We start from the raw sequence: 15,154 nt of genomic DNA, 5'->3' as shown, positions 1-15,154 counted from the left end.
CGGAAGTTAAACGATCCCCTTCCTGCGTTCCCACACGGCGCTGCCCACGAAAATGGTGGCGCACACCCACATTACGGCCGGCAGGGCGTTGACGCCCACCGATTGCATCAGCACGCCCGTCAGCAGCGGTCCGCCGCCGCTGGTCACGCCCCAGGTGGCGTTGACGATGGCGCTGGCGCTGGTCAGCGACAGGCCCGTAAAACGCTCGCCGCACGCCACCAGCGCCAGCATGTAGATGCCGCCCGCTGCCGCGCCCAGCAACAGCAGCAAGGTCCACCACAGCCACGGCGTGCCGACGGCGAACGGCAGCAGCGGCAGCAGCAGGCAGACGGCCACGCCGCAGCCCGCATGCACCCTGGCGCGGCCGAAGCGGTCGGCCATCCATCCCAGCGCGAATTGCAGGCCCGTATCGCCCACCAGCACCACGGTGGCCGACAGCAGGGCCAGGTCCGTGCCGATGCCGTGCTCCATCGCGTACAGGGGCAGCAGGCTCAATGCCAGCGTGTCGAACAGGGCGAAGAAGGCGGCGCCCAGCACGATCATCGGCATGCGCGGCAGGATTAAGGTCCACTTCACGCCGTGTTCTTCCGGTTCGCGTTCCGGGCCGCTGTTCGAGATCAGCATCAATCCCGGCACGGCCAGCAAAAACAGCAGGCCGCAGGCGGCGAAGCTCCAGCTGATCTTGTCGTTGAACAGGGCCAAGAGGGCGGGGCCGATCAGCTGGAAAAAGGTAAAGCTGGTGGTGTACATGGCCACCACGCGTCCCCGCGAATTGTCGGGCGCCAGGCGGTTCACCCACGCCTCGCCGATGGTGAACAGCACGCCCATGGCGCCGCCGAACAGGAAACGCAGCACACTCCACGCCAGCAGATGGTCGGTGAACTGCATGGCGACCGTCGCCAGCGACGCCACCCAGACGGCGCCCAGCATGGTGGCGCGCGCGCCGAAGCGTCCCACCCAGCGCGAGACGAATGGCGAGGCGGCCAGGATGCCGAGGGCGCTGACGGCCGTGATCATGCCGATGATGTCCGTGCCCACGCCGCGCTGGTGCAGGGTCAGCGCGGTGAGCGGCATGGTGGCGCCCAGGCCCAGGCCCACCACGCCGATGCTCACCACGAGGGCGAAGAAGTCGCGCCATGGCATGTGCTTCATGGCTGCTCCCGCAGGGTGGAACAGGGACTTGGAAAGGCTGGAAAACGGTGTGGATGCATGGGAAAGTAAGAAGACTTTGCCGGTGGCGCTGGTATTTGGCGCCGGACGGGCATATGATGATTTTAACAAAGGCAATATTGCAAAGCCGTAGTGTAGGCGATGTGTGCCGCCGCTGGCCACGGCCATCGGTGTGGCCGCCCCTGCCGGCTCTGCTGTACAGTGAAGCGAGCGGCAGCGCCGTCATGGGCTGTCATTGGATCGTCACGCCAGCGAGGTAGCACTCTATGCGCCGTCCCATCGTTCTCGTCCCCGCCTGCCAGCGCCAGCTTGGCAGCCACATCTGGCACATGGCGCAGGACAAATACCTGCACGCCGTGCTGCGCGGCGCCGGCTGCATGCCGCTGCTGCTGCCCGCCCTGGGTGCGGATGCGGACCTGGAAGCGGCGCTGCACATCGCCGACGGCGTCATGCTGACCGGTTCCGCGTCGAACGTCGACGCGCGCCTGTATGGCGAAGACATCCTGCATCCCGACCTGCCGCAAGACCCCGCGCGCGACGCCACCACCTTGCCCCTGATCCGCGCCGCGCTGGCGCGCCAGCTACCCTTGCTGGCCATCTGCCGCGGCTTCCAGGAAGTCAATGTGGCCCTTGGCGGCAGCCTGCACCAGGCCGTGCACGCCGTGCCGGGCATGATGGAGCACCGGGAGAACGTGCTCGATCCCCTGGGGCGCCAGTATGCGCCCGCGCACCGCATCAAGCTGATGCCCGACGGCCTGCTGTCGCGCCTTCTGGGCGGCGAGAGCGAGATGATGGTCAATTCCCTGCATGGCCAGGGCGTCGCCCGGCTGGCCGACGGCTTGCTGGTGGAAGCCCTGGCCGATGACGGCCTGGTGGAAGCGTATAGCGTGGCCAGCGCCGCCGGTTTTACGCTGGCCGTGCAATGGCACCCGGAATGGCAGGTGGAAGACAACCCGCAGTCGATGCGGCTATTCGGTGCCTTTGGCCAGGCGTGCCGCGATTTCCAGGAACAGCAGCACAGAAAGGAAAGATAACAGGCAAGGATGGCAGGTGCGCCGCACCGGCACCATGCGGCGCTTAATCAGGAAAAGCGCAAGACCAACGAGAGGGAAACATGGCAATACGCGAAAATTTCACCTATACGGATATGGATTTGTGGCTCAATGAAAAGCGCGTCACGGAAATCGAATGCCTGGTGCCCGATTTGACGGGCGTGGCGCGGGGGAAGATCCTGCCGCGCGGGAAATTTACCCAGGAGCGCGGCATGCGCATCCCGGAAGCGGTGCTGGGCATGACGGTGACGGGCAATTACCCGGTCGACGATGGCGGCTACGACCGCGCTATTTCCAGCACCGACCGCGACATGATCTTGAAGGCCGATCCCACCACCATCACCATGGTGCCGTGGGCCACGGATCCTACCGCGCAAGTCATCCACGATTGCTATTTCGCCGACGGTATGCTGGTTGATTTCGCCCCGCGCTCCGTGCTGCGCCGCGTATTGAAGCTGTATGCGGACAAGGGCTGGAAACCCGTGGTGGCGCCGGAGCTGGAGTTCTATCTGACGGCGAAAAACACGGACCCGGACCTGCCCTTGAAGCCGCCGATTGGCCGCAGCGGCAGGGCCGAGACGAGCCGCCAGGTGTACAGCATCGACGCCGTCAACGAGTTCGACCCGCTGTTCGAGGATATCTACGATTACTGCGAACTGATGAACCTCGACGTCGATACGCTGATCCACGAGATTGGCGCGGGACAGATGGAAATCAACTTCCTGCACGGCGATCCGCTGAGCCTGGCCGACAAGGTGTTTTTCTTCAAGCGCACCCTACGCGAAGCGGCCCTGAAACACGATATGTACGCCACCTTCATGGCCAAGCCCATGGCGGGCGAACCGGGTTCCGCCATGCACGTGCACCAGAGTGTCGTCGATGCGAAGACGGGCCTGAACATCTTCAGCAACGAGGACGGTTCGGCTGCGCCTATCTTCAAGCATTACATCGCGGGCTTGCAGCGCTACATGCCGTCGGCCATGGCCATCGTCGCGCCCTACGTGAATTCATATCGCCGCATCGTGCGCCACACGGCCGCGCCCATCAACATCCAGTGGGGCCTGGATAACCGCACGGTGGGCTTCCGCGTGCCCGAGTCGGGCGTGCAGGACCGGCGCGTGGAAAACCGCATCATCGGTGCCGACGCGAATCCCTACCTGGCCCTGGCCGTGACACTGGCCTGCGGTTATCTCGGCATGACGGAGCAGCTGGAAGCGACGCCGATGATGGTGGGCAGCGCCTATGACATGAAGTTCGAACTGCCGCAAGGCTTGCCCGAAGCCCTGCAGCTGCTGCGCGCGGAAGACAAGCTGCGCACGGTGCTGGGCGAGCGCTTCATCGACGTGTATGCGGCCATCAAGGACCTGGAGCACCAGGAGTTCATGACCGTCATCAGCCCCTGGGAGCGCGAGCATCTTCTGCTCCACGTTTAAGAAAGGATCGCAATGAGTACAACAAACAATCCGCTGGCGCCGAGCGCCGCCCTGGTCGCCTCCGTGGCGCAGAAAAACGCGGCGCCGCAGGTGTATGACACGGCCGCCATCCAGCAGATGGACTCGGCCCACTATCTGCATCCATTCACCGATTTCCAGGACCTGGCAAGCAAGGGCGCCAGGGTGATGGTGCGCGGCGACGGCGTCTACCTGTGGGATAGCCAGGGCAAGAAGATCGTCGACGGCATGTCGGGCCTGTGGTGCGTCAACGTGGGCTACGGCCGCACGTCGATCTCGCAAGCCGTGTACCGGCAGATGGAGACGCTGCCGTTCTATAACAGCTTCTTTGGCACGACCAACGTGCCGGCCGCGCAGCTGGCCGCCAAGCTGGCGCAAATATCGCCGCCGCATTTCCAACACGTGTTCTTCACCAGCTCCGGCTCCGAGGGCAATGACACGAATTTGCGCATGGTGCGCCGCTACTGGGACATTCTTGGCCACAAGGAGCGCCACACCATCATCAGCCGCCATAACGCGTATCACGGCAGCACGGTGGCAGGAGCGTCGCTGGGCGGCATGGATGGCATGCATGCGCAGGGCGGTTTGCCCATCCCTGGTATCGCGCATATCGGCCAGCCGAATTACGTGGAATCGGGTCACGGCTTGAGTCCCGAGGAATTCGGTATCAAGGCGGCGGGCTGGCTGGAGGAAAAAATCCTGGAAATCGGCGCGGACAAGGTGGCCGCCTTCATCGGCGAACCGGTACAGGGCGCCGGCGGCGTCATCATCCCGCCATCGACCTACTGGCCCGAGATCCAGCGCATCTGCGATAAGTACGGCATTTTGCTCATCGCCGATGAAGTCATCTGCGGATTCGGCCGCCTGGGGCGCTGGTTCGGCTCCGAACTGTTCGGCATCCAGCCTGACCTGATCACCTTTGCCAAGGGTGTCACCTCGGGCTATGTGCCGCTGGGCGGCGTGCTGGTGGGGGACAGGGTGGCCAAGGTGCTGATCGAACAGGGCGGCGAATTCACGCACGGTTTCACGTATTCAGGCCACCCCGTGGCCTGCGCGGCCGCGCTGGAAAATATCCGCATCATCGAGGACGAGCAACTGGTGGCCAAGGTAGCTGAGGATACGGGACCGTACCTGAAACAGTGCTTTGCCAGCCTGGGCGAACATCCGCTGGTCGGTTATGCGGACAGCTGCGGCCTGGTCGCGGGCCTGAACCTGGTGCGCAAGAAGGGCGCCAGCGTGCACGAGAATGAACTGTTCGACGAGAACCAGGGCGTGGGCATGATCTGCCGCGGCCACATGTTCGACAACGGCGTCATCATGCGCGCCGTGGGCGAACGCATGATCGTCGCCCCGCCGCTGGTGATGACGCGCGCGCAGATCGATGAAATGGTGGGCTTGATACGCGTGTGCCTGGACAAGACCCATGCGGACGTGAAAGCGAAGGGCTGGGTGTAGGTTTTTCCCCATTTTGCCGCCATCTGCGCATTTTTTGGACCAGAATCGCGGCAGTTCCGCTAAACTTCCATCCTGGCCGCTCTTTGTAGCGGCCAGTTTTTCATTTTGACACCCTCTTACCCAGAAGCTACCCACAATGACGATAGCAACACCCGCCGCGTCGGCCAGCGACGCCCCAGCGCCTTTCTTGCTGATTGATCAACTGGTCAAGGAATTCGATGGCGTGCGCGCCGTCAATGATATTTCCGTGACGATCAACAAGGGCGAGATATTCGCCCTGCTGGGCAGTTCAGGTTGCGGCAAGTCGACCCTGCTGCGCATGCTGGCCGGCTTCGAGACGCCGACATCGGGGCGCATCGCCCTGGCGGGCAACAGCATCGTCGACGTGCCGCCGCACCAGCGTCCCATCAACATGATGTTCCAGTCGTACGCGCTGTTCCCCCATTTGTCCGTGTGGGACAACATCGCCTTCGGCCTGCGCCGCGACGGCTTGCCGAAAGCGGAAGTGGCGGCGCGCGTCGAGCAGATGCTGGCGCTGGTGCAGCTGGGCCAGTACGCGAAGCGCAAGCCGCATCAACTGTCGGGCGGACAGCAGCAGCGCGTGGCGCTGGCGCGCAGCCTGGCCAAGCGTCCGCAATTGCTGCTGCTCGACGAGCCGCTGGGCGCGCTGGATAAAAAACTGCGCGAACGCACGCAGATGGAACTGGTCAACATCATCGAACAGGTGGGCGTCACGTGCGTGATGGTCACGCACGACCAGGACGAGGCCATGAGCATGGCCACGCGCATCGCCGTCATGAGCGAAGGGCGCATCCTGCAGGTGGGGGCTCCCGGCGAAATCTACGAGACGCCGAACTGCCGTTTTGTCGCCGACTTTATCGGCAGCGTCAACTTGTTCGACGGCAGCATCACGGAAGATGAACCCGATCACGTGGTCATCACCACCGCCGATGGCGAGCACTATGTTTCGCACGGCATCACGGGCAACCTGGGCATGGATGTCTCGGTGGCCGTGCGCCCCGAAAAAATCGGCATCCAGATCGAGCCACCTGCCTTGCACGAGCGCGCGTCGCCGGCGGAACACGGCTACAACTGCGCCCAGGGCGTGATCGTCGCCATGGCGTATTTTGGCAATGAAACCAGCTACCACGTGCGCCTCGACAGCGGCACGGTGGTGAAAGTCTCGCGCACCAACGCGGCCCGCCACGAGGCCGCACGCCTCGAGCGCGAGCAGCGCGTGTGGGTGTGGTGGGATGGCGCCGACATCGTCGTGCTGACCAGCTGAGGCCATCATGACGCCTATTCTGCAATTGCTGCGCAATCTCGTCACCCTGCGCTGGATAACGGGGAAAAATGCGGGCCGCAACGTCGTCATCGCCGTGCCGTCGCTGTTCCTGGCCGCCGCCTTTCTGGTGCCCTTCCTGATCGTGCTGCGCATCAGCCTGTCCGACATGGACACGGCGGGCAGCCCGTTCGGCGGCTTGCTGTCGTATGTCGACGGCATCGTCGTGCTGAAGGTGAAAATCGCCAATTACCTGTTCATCGCCGCCGATGAACTGTATCTGCTTACCTACCTCAGTTCCATCAAGTACGCGGCCATTACCACGGCCATCTGCCTGTGTATCGGCTACCCGTTCGCCTACTTCATGGCGCGCGCCAAACCGTCGATCCGCCCCGTGCTGATGATGCTGGTGATGCTGCCGTTCTGGACCTCGTTCCTGCTGCGCGTGTATGCGTGGAAGGGCATTCTGGCCAATCACGGCTTGCTCAACGACTTGCTGATCGCGCTGGGCGTGGTGAGCGAACCGCTGCACATGATGAATACCTCGTTCTCGCTGGTGGTCGGCATGGTGTACGCCTACCTGCCCTTCATGATTTTGCCCCTGTACGCCAACCTGGTCAAAATGGACATGCGCTACCTGGAAGCAGCGGCCGACCTGGGCGCCACGCCATTGCAGGCGTTCTGGCGCATCACGGTGCCTCTGTCGAAGTCGGGCATCATCGCCGGCGCCATGCTGGTGTTCATCCCGTCCGTGGGCGAATACGTGATTCCCGAGCTGCTGGGCGGCCCGGAAACCCTGATGATCGGCAGGGTGCTGTGGGATGAGTACTTCACCAATAACGACTGGGCCATGGCTTCGTCGGTAACGGTGCTGGTGATCCTGCTGATCCTTGTGCCGATGGCCATTTTTAACAAATACAAGACGGACCAGGACGCGGAGGAGCGCACATGAACGGACGTAATTTCCTGCAGCGCTGGTTCGGGCGCGGCTGGCTCTCGCTCGGCTATCTGTTCCTCTACCTGCCCATCATTGTGCTGATCGTCTTTTCGTTCAACAGCTCGCGCCAGGACATGGTGTGGAGCGGCTTTTCGCTGCGCTGGTACAGCGAATTGATGAGCGATACGGAAATCATCTCGGGCTTCGGTTTGTCCCTAAAGATAGCCTTCATGTCGGCCACATCGTCCGTCATCCTCGGCACGTTTGCAGCCTTCGCCTTGACCAGCTACCAGCGTTTCCGTGGCCGCACGGTGTTTTCCGCCATGGTCAGCGCGCCTTTGGTGATGCCGGAAGTGATCATCGGCCTGTCCCTGCTGCTGATGCTGGTGTCCATGCAAAAGGTCTTCGGTTTCCCCGAACGTGGCGTGCTGACCATCTGGCTGGGCCACACCCTGCTGGGCATGGCGTATGCGGCCGTGGTGGTGCAGTCGCGCCTGCAGGAGATGAGTAAATCCCTGGCCGAAGCGGCCATGGACCTGGGCTGCCGCGCGCACCAGGTGTTCTTCCTCGTGACCCTGCCGAATATCACGCAGGCCCTGGCATCGGCCTGGCTGCTGACGTTTACCCTGTCGCTCGATGACGTGGTGCTGTCAGCTTTCCTGTCCGGCCCCGGTTCGACGACGATGCCGCTGGTGATCTTCTCGCGCGCGCGCCTCGGGCTCGATCCGCGCGTGAACGCCATCGCCGCGCTGACCATCCTCGTCGTGACGCTCGCCGTGATCGCGTATGCCGTGATGCTGGCGCGCGCCGACCGCAGACGCCGCAAGCAATTGTCTGGGGCGTATTCGGCGGACTAGGAGTAAGCTGGCGTTTTCATCTTGCAGGAGACGACCATGACGGAAAACACCAGCTGGCACGCACGTGCCGCAGCGCTCGAGATCGATGGACGCGCCTTCATCAATGGCGAGCGGGTCGCGGCCAAGTCCGGCCAGACCTTCGACAATCTGTCGCCTATCGATGGGCGTTTGCTGGGGCAGGTGGCGCGCTGCGATGGCGCGGACGTGGATACGGCCGTGCAGGCCGCGCGTGCCGCCTTTGACGACCGCCGCTGGGCAGGAAAATCGCCCGCGCAGCGCAAGCGCGTGCTGATCAAGTTCGCCGACCTGGTGCAAAAATACGGTCCCGAGCTGGCCCTGCTGGAAACCCTGGACATGGGTAAACCGATCAAATACAGCCAGAGCGTGGACGTGGGCGCCACGGCCAACTGCCTGCGCTGGTATGGCGAGGCGATCGACAAGGTCTACGATGAAATCGCCCCCACCCCTGCCAACAGTCTGGCCCTGATCACGCGCGAACCGGTGGGTGTCGTCGCCGCCATCGTGCCGTGGAATTACCCGATGATCATGGCCGCCTGGAAGATCGCGCCCGCCCTCGCCGCCGGCAACAGCGTGATCTTGAAACCATCCGAAAAATCGCCGCTGACGGCCCTGCGCCTGGCCGACATCGCGCTCGAAGCCGGCGTGCCGGCAGGCGTCTTCAATGTGCTGCCCGGCTATGGCCACGAGGCGGGCGCCGCGCTGGCACTGCACATGGATGTCGATTGCATCGGTTTTACGGGTTCCACGCGCACGGGAAAATTAATCGTGCAGATGGCGGGCCAGTCGAATCTGAAACGGGCGTGGACGGAACTGGGCGGCAAGTCCGCCAACATCGTTTGCGCCGATTGTCCTGACCTGGACAAGGCCGTGGCGGCCGCCGTCGGCTCCATCTTTTTCAACCAGGGCGAAAGCTGCAATGCGCCCTCGCGTTTGTTTGTGGAAGAATCGATCAAGGACGAATTCATGGCCAAGGCATTGGCTATGCTGCCCCGCTTTCAGCCGGGCGACCCGCTCGATGAAGCCACCGTCATGGGGGCCATCGTCGACGCCACGCAGATGAAGACCGTGATGGACTATATCGCTTCCGGCAAGCAGGAAGGCGCGCAGCTGCTGGGCGGCGGCGAGGCCGTGCGCCTTGATACGGGGGGCTACTATGTGCAGCCCACCGTCTTCGGCGTGGACGCCGGCATGACGATCGCGCGCGAAGAGATATTCGGGCCCGTCTTGTCCGTGCTGGGCTTTACGGATATTGCCGAGGCGGTGAAACAGGCCAACGCCACGCCGTACGGCTTGCAGGCGGCCGTGTGGACCTCCGACATCACCAAGGCCATCCAGACGGCGCGCGCCCTGCGCGCGGGCACCGTGCACGTCAACCAGTACGACGGCGACGATATCACCGTGCCGTTCGGCGGTTACAAGCAGTCGGGCAACGGGCGCGACAAGTCGCTGCACGCGCTGGACAAGTACACGGAGTTGAAGACGACGTGGATACAGGTGGGGTAAAGCGAAGCGCTGTCGGCCTGGCGCGCAGCGCGCAGGCCGACAGGCGGAATGACATCAGAAGCAGTGTTCCAGCGCCGGGAAGCTGCCATCCTTGACGGCTTTGACATAGCCGATGACGGCGTCGTCGATGCTGGCCGCGCCTTCCATGAAGTTGCGCACGAAGCGTGCCTTGCGGCCTGGGAAGACGCCCAGCATGTCGTGCATGACGAGGACCTGGCCCGAGCAATCGGGACCGGCGCCGATGCCGATCGTGGGGATCGTCAGCATCTCGGTCACTTCCTTGCCCAGTTGCGACGGCATCGCTTCCATCAGCACGATGGCGGCGCCCGCGTTTTGCAGCGTCAGCGCGTCGTTCTTCAGCTCCGTGGCGCTTTCCGTGCTCTTGCCCTGCACTTTATAGCCGCCCAGCTGGTGCACGAATTGCGGCGTCAGGCCGATGTGGGCGCAGATGGGGATGCCGCGCTCGGTGAGGAAACGGACGATCTCGGCCAGCCAGGCGCCGCCCTCGATCTTGATCATGTGCGCGCCAGCCTGCATCAGGATGACGGCGTTGGCATAGGCTGTCTCGGGCGTGCCATAGGCGCCGAACGGCAGGTCGGCGAGGATCATGGCCGACTTGCTGCCGCGCGCCACGGATGCCGTGTGGTAGGCCAGTTCGGCCACGGTGACGGGCAGGGTGGAGTTGTGGCCATTGCAGACCATGCCGAGCGAATCGCCGATCAGCAGGATTTCCACGCCGCAGCGGTCCATCAGGGACGCGAAGCTGGCGTCATAGCAGGTCAGCATGGTGATCTTTTCGCCGGCGGCGCGCAGCGTGGCCAGCGTATGGATGGTCACGGCCTTGTTGGCGACAGGCTTGGATAGCGCCGGCGCCGGTGTGGCGGCCTTGTCTTTGGCGGCCAGATCTGTTCCTTGCAAATAAGCGGACATAGGTATTCTCTAGAGTGAAAGGGGGTGATGCGATTGCGACGCCGCTAGTGTAGTACTTTATGCGGCGCGCTGCAGGAGCGGCATTGTAGAGGATGGGAGCGAGATGGGGCAGAGGCGGGGTCAGAGCTGGCTGATGGCCTGGTCGGCCACGCTTGCCAGGTAGTCCTGCGCCGGCCCCAGGCCGGGCACGGCGATGGCGGGTGCCAGGGCCAGCAGCGGCACCAGCACGAAGGCGCGCTCGGTGAGGCGCGGATGCGGCACCGTCAGGGTGGCGCTGGCGATCTGCTCGTCGCCGTACAGCAGCAAGTCCAGGTCCAGCGTGCGCGGGGCGTTGCGGTAGGGCCGTTCGCGCCCGTGCGCCGCTTCGATGGCGTGCAGGGCCAGCAGCAGTTCCTCTGCCGGCACGGTGGTGCTGATGCGCGCCACGGCGTTGATGTAGTCGTCGCCGCTCGAATCGATGGGCGCCGTGCGGTAGCTGGCCGAGGCGTCCAGCAAGCTGGCGCCGGGCAGGCGCGCCAGGCGCGCAAGCGCATCCTGCACGTTGGCGCGCGCGTCGCCCAGGTTCGCCCCGATGCCGATATAAGCGATAACTGCCGTTGCTGTCTGCATGGCTGCGTTTACTCGCCGCTGGTGCTGCCGCTGGTCGAGCCGCCGGTGCCCGTCTTGCTGCGCGTGCTGCGGCGTGGCGGACGCTTCTTCTTGACGGCGCCCGGCGCGGCATTGGCGCTGACGAGCAGCGCTTCGCGCGTTTCCTCGTCGCCTTCGTAGAAGGCCGTCCACCATTCGCCGATGTCCATGTCGATCTCGCCCGAGGCGCAGCGCAGCAGCAGGAAGTCGTAGCCGGCGCGGAAGCGCAGGTGCTCCAGCAATTTATACGGCGCCTTGCCGACGCGGCGCTCGAAGCGCGGCTGCATCGACCAGATGTCGCGCATGTCGGAGCCGATCTTGCGCTGCAAGGCCAGTTTTTCCGTTTGCGAATCGAGCACGTCGTCGGCCGCCAGGTGCAGCGCGGGGATGGTTGATTCGCCGGCGGCGCGGTAGGCCGTCCATTTTTCCAGCACCTGGTGCCACAGCAGCGAGGCAAACAGGAAGCCCGGCGAGACCGTCTTGCCGGCGGCGATGCGGGCATCGGTGGCGTCCAGCGCCAGGGTGACGAATTTCGCGCCCAGCGGCTGCTCCAGCACCACGTCGAGCAGCGGCAGCAGGCCGTGATGCAAGCCTTCCTTGCGCAGTTGCTGCAGGCAGGCCAGCGCGTGGCCGCTCATCAGCAGTTTCAGCATCTCGTCGAACACGCGCGGCGCGGGCACATTGTTGATCAGCGGCGCCATGATGGGAATCGGCGCGGCCGTGTGCGGCTCGATGGTGAATTTCAGCTTGGCGGCGAAGCGCACCACGCGCAGCATGCGCACGGGGTCTTCGCGGTAGCGCTCTTCCGGCTTGCCGATCATGCGTAAGGTCTTGGCGCGGATGTCTTCCACGCCGCCGTGGTAATCGAGCACTTCCTGCGTGGCCGGGTTGTAGTACATGGCGTTGATGGTGAAGTCGCGGCGCAGCGCGTCTTCGTGCTGCAGACCGAAGGTATTGTCGCGCAGGACGCGGCCATGTTCATCCTTGGGCGCGGAATCGGCGCCCGCGCCGCGGAAGGTCGTCACTTCCAGCAAATCCTGGCCGAACATCACGTGTACGATCTGGAAGCGCTTGCCGATGATGAAGGCGCGGCGGAACAATCGCTTGACCTGTTCCGGCGTGGCGTTGGTGGCGATGTCGAAGTCTTTCGGTTTGACGCCCAGCAGCAGGTCGCGCACGGCGCCGCCGACGACAAAGGCCTCAAAACCCGCTTCCTGCAGGCTGCTGGTGACGCGGATGGCATTCGACGACACCAGTTTCGGGTCGATTCCGTGTTGCGCAGGACCGAGCACGATGGGTGCCGTGGTGTCGCGCGCTGCCTCTTTTTTAACGCCGAGGATCTTGCGGATGAATTTTTTAATCATTGAATAAGTGGAGTGATGGCCAGCCGTGGAGGGATGCGTGTGCGCTCAAAGCGGTATTGGGATTGGTCGCGACAGGGTGAGTCACGACCGACAGCAAGGGAATGTCGTTGTGCGAATCGCTGTAAAAATAGCTGCGCTCGAACTGCCCCAGTTCCTTGCCCATTTTTTCCAGCCAGGCATGGGTGTGGCTCAGCTTTCCCGCGCCCAGGGTCGGTGTGCCGACCAGCTTGCCCGTGACATTGCCTTTGTCGTCATACTCGGGCATGGCGGCCAGCAGGTGTTCGACGCCCAGCGCATCGGCGATGGGTTTGGTGATGAAATGGTTGGTGGCCGTGACGATGGCCAGCAGGTCGCCCGCGTCCTGGTGCTGTTTCAGCAAGGCCACGACTTCGGGGCGGATGGCTGGCATGACCACTTCGGCCATGAATTGCTTGTGCAGCGCTTCCAGGCGTTCGCGCGGAAACTGCGCCAGGGTGCCGAGCGAAAATTCCAGATATTCCACCGGATCGAGCGTGCCGGCCTGGTATTGCGCGAAAAATTCGTCGTTGCGGCGGGTGAATTCGGCGGCGTCCACGGCACCGATGCGTACCAGGAATTCGCCCCACTCGTGATCCGAGTCGATGGGCAGCAGGGTGTGGTCGAGGTCAAACAGGGCCAGATTCATCATTCTTTCGCTTCCGCCTGCAGCAACTCGCGCAACAATGGCAAGGTGATCGGGCGTTGGGTTTCAAGGGAGTAGAGGTCGAGAGAGTCCAGCATCGTCGACAGCGAACGCATGTCGCGCCGGAAATGGGACAGCAGATAGGGTAACACGCCGGGCGACAAGGTCAAGCCGCGGGTGGTGGCCGCCTGGGTCAGGGCGGCGATTTTTTCATCGTCGGTCAAGCCGTGGATCTGGTAGATCAGGCCCCATCCCATGCGCGTGCGCAAGTCTTCGCGCACAGGCAGCACGGCCGGCGGCACGGCGCCGCTGCACACCATGAACGCCTTGTTGGCGCGGATTTCATTGAACAGGGCAAAGGCATCGATCTGCGCCAGCGGCGACAGCTTTTCGCAGTCGTCGAGCAGGTACAGGTCGACTTCGGGCGAATACACGAATTCGGACTCGATCGAGAACGGCGAAATGTAGCGCGCGCGCTCGGTGCTGGCCAGGGCCTTGAGCAGGTGGCTCTTGCCGGCGGCCAGTTCGCCCCACAGGTAGGCAAAATGTTCGCGCGAAGTGCGCGCGGCGAACTGACGCATCAGCTGCGCCACTTCGGCATTCTGTCCCACCTCGAAGGTATCGAGGCTGTGCGCCTGGTCTGTGCCTAAATCGAGCACCAGTTGTTTCATGGCGTACGCCTTGTCCTGTTTTTCATTACTGCTTGTGCATCATTGGTATTGCCAGGTTGATATGATATCCGCTTTTATTATGCATTATAGAAGGTGCTGGACAGGTAGTGGCGTCTTAGATGCTTAAAAGCGACCATCAACACGGCAGAAGCGGGTAAAGCGAGCAGTACGCCGACGAAACCAAACAGTTGCCCGAAAGCCAATAAGGCGAAGATCACGGCCAACGGGTTCAGGCCGATGCGTTCGCCTACCAGGCGCGGCGTGAGGAAAAAGCCCTCGATGACCTGGCCGCAGCCGTAGATGACGGCCACGGCGATCACGCCGCTCCAGTCGGCGAACTGCAGCAGGGCGGCGATCAGCGCCAGCATCAGCCCCAGGCCGAAGCCCAGGTAGGGGATGAACACCAGCAAGCCCGTGATGATGCCCACAGGCAATGCCACTTCGAAACCGGCGATGGCCAGCGCCGCCGAGTAATACGTGGCCAGCACCAGCATGACGAGCAACTGGCCGCGCAGGTACTGCGCCAGCAGGGTGTCGACTTCCTGCGCCATACCCACCGTGCGGCCCACCCAGCGGCGCGGCACGGCGGCGGCGATGCGCGCCAGCATGGGATGCCAGTCCAGCAACAGGTAGAACAGCACGACGGGAATCAGCACCACGGTGGCCAGCCAGCCCAGCACGGCCGTGCCGCCGATACGGGCCGAGGCCAGCACGGTGCTCCAGATTTCATCGCCGCTGGTGGCCATCTGCTGGCTCAGCATGCGTTTGATGCCCGTGCCATCCAGGCGCACGCGGATGCCCAGGTCGCGCAGTTTCGGCGCCAGGAACTCGTTGGCCTTGCTGAGAAATTGGGGAATCTGCGCCTGCAGCAAGGGAATTTCCTTCTGCAGCACGGGCACGACGATCAGCACCAGCGCCGTAATGGCGAGGAAAAACAACACTACGACGACCAGCACGGCCAGCGGACGGGGCAGGTAAAAGCGCTTGTAATGCAGGCGTTGCAATCGGTCCACGCCGGGATTGAGCACGTAGGCGAGGATGGCGGCGGCCAGGAAGGGCGTCAGGATGGGGCCCAGGCTGACGAGCAGCAGCAGGAATGCCAGCCAGACCGCGATCCAAAATGCTGTTTGCTTCTGTTCGGCGGTGATGGCGAATGGCATGGAGTTTGTACTG

Annotated in this window: 15 protein-coding genes; 8 read left to right on the top strand and 7 right to left on the bottom strand. The window is 63.5% G+C overall.

Annotated elements, in window-relative coordinates; translation table 11 throughout:
- Positions 1 to 6: 6 nt before the first annotated feature.
- Positions 7 to 1,152: an MFS transporter gene (locus O3299_RS18265; RefSeq protein WP_305062866.1), complete on the bottom strand. Its 1,146-nt coding sequence runs from the start codon at positions 1,150 to 1,152 to the stop codon at positions 7 to 9.
- Positions 1,153 to 1,180: 28 nt separating this feature from the next.
- Here O3299_RS18265 and O3299_RS18260 point away from each other — a divergent pair, with 28 nt between their 5' ends.
- The 8 genes from O3299_RS18260 (at position 1,181) to O3299_RS18225 (ending at position 9,728) form a co-directional block, all read left to right on the top strand.
- Positions 1,181 to 1,303 (top strand): hypothetical protein, encoded by a 123-nt coding sequence (locus O3299_RS18260; RefSeq protein WP_305062865.1) that lies wholly within the window; start codon positions 1,181 to 1,183, stop codon positions 1,301 to 1,303.
- A gap of 133 nt (positions 1,304 to 1,436) precedes the next feature.
- Positions 1,437 to 2,204, top strand: a complete 768-nt coding sequence (locus O3299_RS18255) for a gamma-glutamyl-gamma-aminobutyrate hydrolase family protein (protein ID WP_305062864.1) — start codon at positions 1,437 to 1,439, stop codon at positions 2,202 to 2,204.
- 80 nt (positions 2,205 to 2,284) lie between these two features.
- The gene (locus O3299_RS18250) at positions 2,285 to 3,655 is read left to right on the top strand and encodes a glutamine synthetase family protein (protein ID WP_305062863.1); all 1,371 of its coding nucleotides are present in this window, start codon (positions 2,285 to 2,287) and stop codon (positions 3,653 to 3,655) included.
- 12 nt (positions 3,656 to 3,667) lie between these two features.
- On the top strand, positions 3,668 to 5,128 hold the full coding sequence (locus tag O3299_RS18245) for an aspartate aminotransferase family protein (protein ID WP_305062862.1): 1,461 nt from the start codon (positions 3,668 to 3,670) through the stop codon (positions 5,126 to 5,128).
- Between the two features lie 136 nt (positions 5,129 to 5,264).
- Positions 5,265 to 6,413 carry an ABC transporter ATP-binding protein gene (locus O3299_RS18240; RefSeq protein WP_305062861.1) on the top strand — a complete coding sequence of 383 codons (1,149 nt, stop codon included), beginning with the start codon at positions 5,265 to 5,267 and terminating at the stop codon, positions 6,411 to 6,413.
- Positions 6,414 to 6,420: 7 nt separating this feature from the next.
- Positions 6,421 to 7,362 carry an ABC transporter permease subunit gene (locus tag O3299_RS18235; RefSeq protein WP_289903298.1) on the top strand — a complete coding sequence of 314 codons (942 nt, stop codon included), beginning with the start codon at positions 6,421 to 6,423 and terminating at the stop codon, positions 7,360 to 7,362.
- A complete protein-coding gene (locus O3299_RS18230; protein WP_305062860.1) occupies positions 7,359 to 8,204 on the top strand; it encodes an ABC transporter permease in 846 nt (281 codons plus the stop codon). Before O3299_RS18235 ends, O3299_RS18230 begins: the two co-directional genes overlap by 4 nt.
- A 36-nt stretch (positions 8,205 to 8,240) precedes the next feature.
- Positions 8,241 to 9,728, top strand: a complete 1,488-nt coding sequence (locus O3299_RS18225; protein WP_305062859.1) for an aldehyde dehydrogenase — start codon at positions 8,241 to 8,243, stop codon at positions 9,726 to 9,728.
- Between the two features lie 54 nt (positions 9,729 to 9,782).
- On the opposite strand, the gene panB is transcribed toward O3299_RS18225, so the two are convergent.
- The 6 genes from panB to O3299_RS18195 form a co-directional block, all read right to left on the bottom strand.
- On the bottom strand, positions 9,783 to 10,658 hold the full coding sequence (gene panB / locus O3299_RS18220; protein ID WP_305062858.1) for a 3-methyl-2-oxobutanoate hydroxymethyltransferase: 876 nt from the start codon (positions 10,656 to 10,658) through the stop codon (positions 9,783 to 9,785).
- Positions 10,659 to 10,778: 120 nt separating this feature from the next.
- Positions 10,779 to 11,267 carry a 2-amino-4-hydroxy-6-hydroxymethyldihydropteridine diphosphokinase gene (gene folK / locus O3299_RS18215; protein WP_099666346.1) on the bottom strand — a complete coding sequence of 163 codons (489 nt, stop codon included), beginning with the start codon at positions 11,265 to 11,267 and terminating at the stop codon, positions 10,779 to 10,781.
- 8 nt (positions 11,268 to 11,275) lie between these two features.
- Entirely contained in the window at positions 11,276 to 12,649 is a 1,374-nt protein-coding gene (pcnB, locus tag O3299_RS18210; protein ID WP_099666347.1) for a polynucleotide adenylyltransferase PcnB, read from the bottom strand.
- Positions 12,642 to 13,313 carry an HAD family phosphatase gene (locus tag O3299_RS18205; protein ID WP_305062984.1) on the bottom strand — a complete coding sequence of 224 codons (672 nt, stop codon included), beginning with the start codon at positions 13,311 to 13,313 and terminating at the stop codon, positions 12,642 to 12,644. The genes pcnB and O3299_RS18205 overlap by 8 nt, the downstream gene beginning before the upstream one ends.
- Positions 13,313 to 13,981 (bottom strand): DnaA regulatory inactivator Hda, encoded by a 669-nt coding sequence (gene hda / locus O3299_RS18200; RefSeq protein WP_305062857.1) that lies wholly within the window; start codon positions 13,979 to 13,981, stop codon positions 13,313 to 13,315. The genes O3299_RS18205 and hda overlap by 1 nt, the downstream gene beginning before the upstream one ends.
- Positions 13,982 to 14,058: 77 nt before the next feature.
- Positions 14,059 to 15,141 carry an AI-2E family transporter gene (locus O3299_RS18195; protein ID WP_099666348.1) on the bottom strand — a complete coding sequence of 361 codons (1,083 nt, stop codon included), beginning with the start codon at positions 15,139 to 15,141 and terminating at the stop codon, positions 14,059 to 14,061.
- Between the last annotated feature and the right edge of the window lie 13 nt (positions 15,142 to 15,154).

The organism is Janthinobacterium sp. SUN176 (genome assembly GCF_030587335.1).
Taxonomy (GTDB): domain Bacteria; phylum Pseudomonadota; class Gammaproteobacteria; order Burkholderiales; family Burkholderiaceae_D; genus Janthinobacterium; species Janthinobacterium kumbetense.
Note: the sequence above shows the minus strand (reverse complement) of the source record. Positions and strands in the feature narration are given on the sequence as shown.

Coding starts and splice junctions, on each gene's coding strand:
- pcnB (WP_099666347.1), bottom strand. CDS start 12,649: ATGATTAAAAAATTCATCCGCAAGATCCTCGGCGTTAAAAAAGAGGCA.
- O3299_RS18255 (WP_305062864.1), top strand. CDS start 1,437: ATGCGCCGTCCCATCGTTCTCGTCCCCGCCTGCCAGCGCCAGCTTGGC.
- O3299_RS18235 (WP_289903298.1), top strand. CDS start 6,421: ATGACGCCTATTCTGCAATTGCTGCGCAATCTCGTCACCCTGCGCTGG.
- O3299_RS18195 (WP_099666348.1), bottom strand. CDS start 15,141: ATGCCATTCGCCATCACCGCCGAACAGAAGCAAACAGCATTTTGGATC.
- O3299_RS18205 (WP_305062984.1), bottom strand. CDS start 13,313: ATGAATCTGGCCCTGTTTGACCTCGACCACACCCTGCTGCCCATCGAC.
- hda (WP_305062857.1), bottom strand. CDS start 13,981: ATGAAACAACTGGTGCTCGATTTAGGCACAGACCAGGCGCACAGCCTC.
- O3299_RS18225 (WP_305062859.1), top strand. CDS start 8,241: ATGACGGAAAACACCAGCTGGCACGCACGTGCCGCAGCGCTCGAGATC.
- O3299_RS18265 (WP_305062866.1), bottom strand. CDS start 1,152: ATGAAGCACATGCCATGGCGCGACTTCTTCGCCCTCGTGGTGAGCATC.
- O3299_RS18240 (WP_305062861.1), top strand. CDS start 5,265: ATGACGATAGCAACACCCGCCGCGTCGGCCAGCGACGCCCCAGCGCCT.
- panB (WP_305062858.1), bottom strand. CDS start 10,658: ATGTCCGCTTATTTGCAAGGAACAGATCTGGCCGCCAAAGACAAGGCC.
- O3299_RS18250 (WP_305062863.1), top strand. CDS start 2,285: ATGGCAATACGCGAAAATTTCACCTATACGGATATGGATTTGTGGCTC.
- O3299_RS18230 (WP_305062860.1), top strand. CDS start 7,359: ATGAACGGACGTAATTTCCTGCAGCGCTGGTTCGGGCGCGGCTGGCTC.
- O3299_RS18245 (WP_305062862.1), top strand. CDS start 3,668: ATGAGTACAACAAACAATCCGCTGGCGCCGAGCGCCGCCCTGGTCGCC.
- folK (WP_099666346.1), bottom strand. CDS start 11,267: ATGCAGACAGCAACGGCAGTTATCGCTTATATCGGCATCGGGGCGAAC.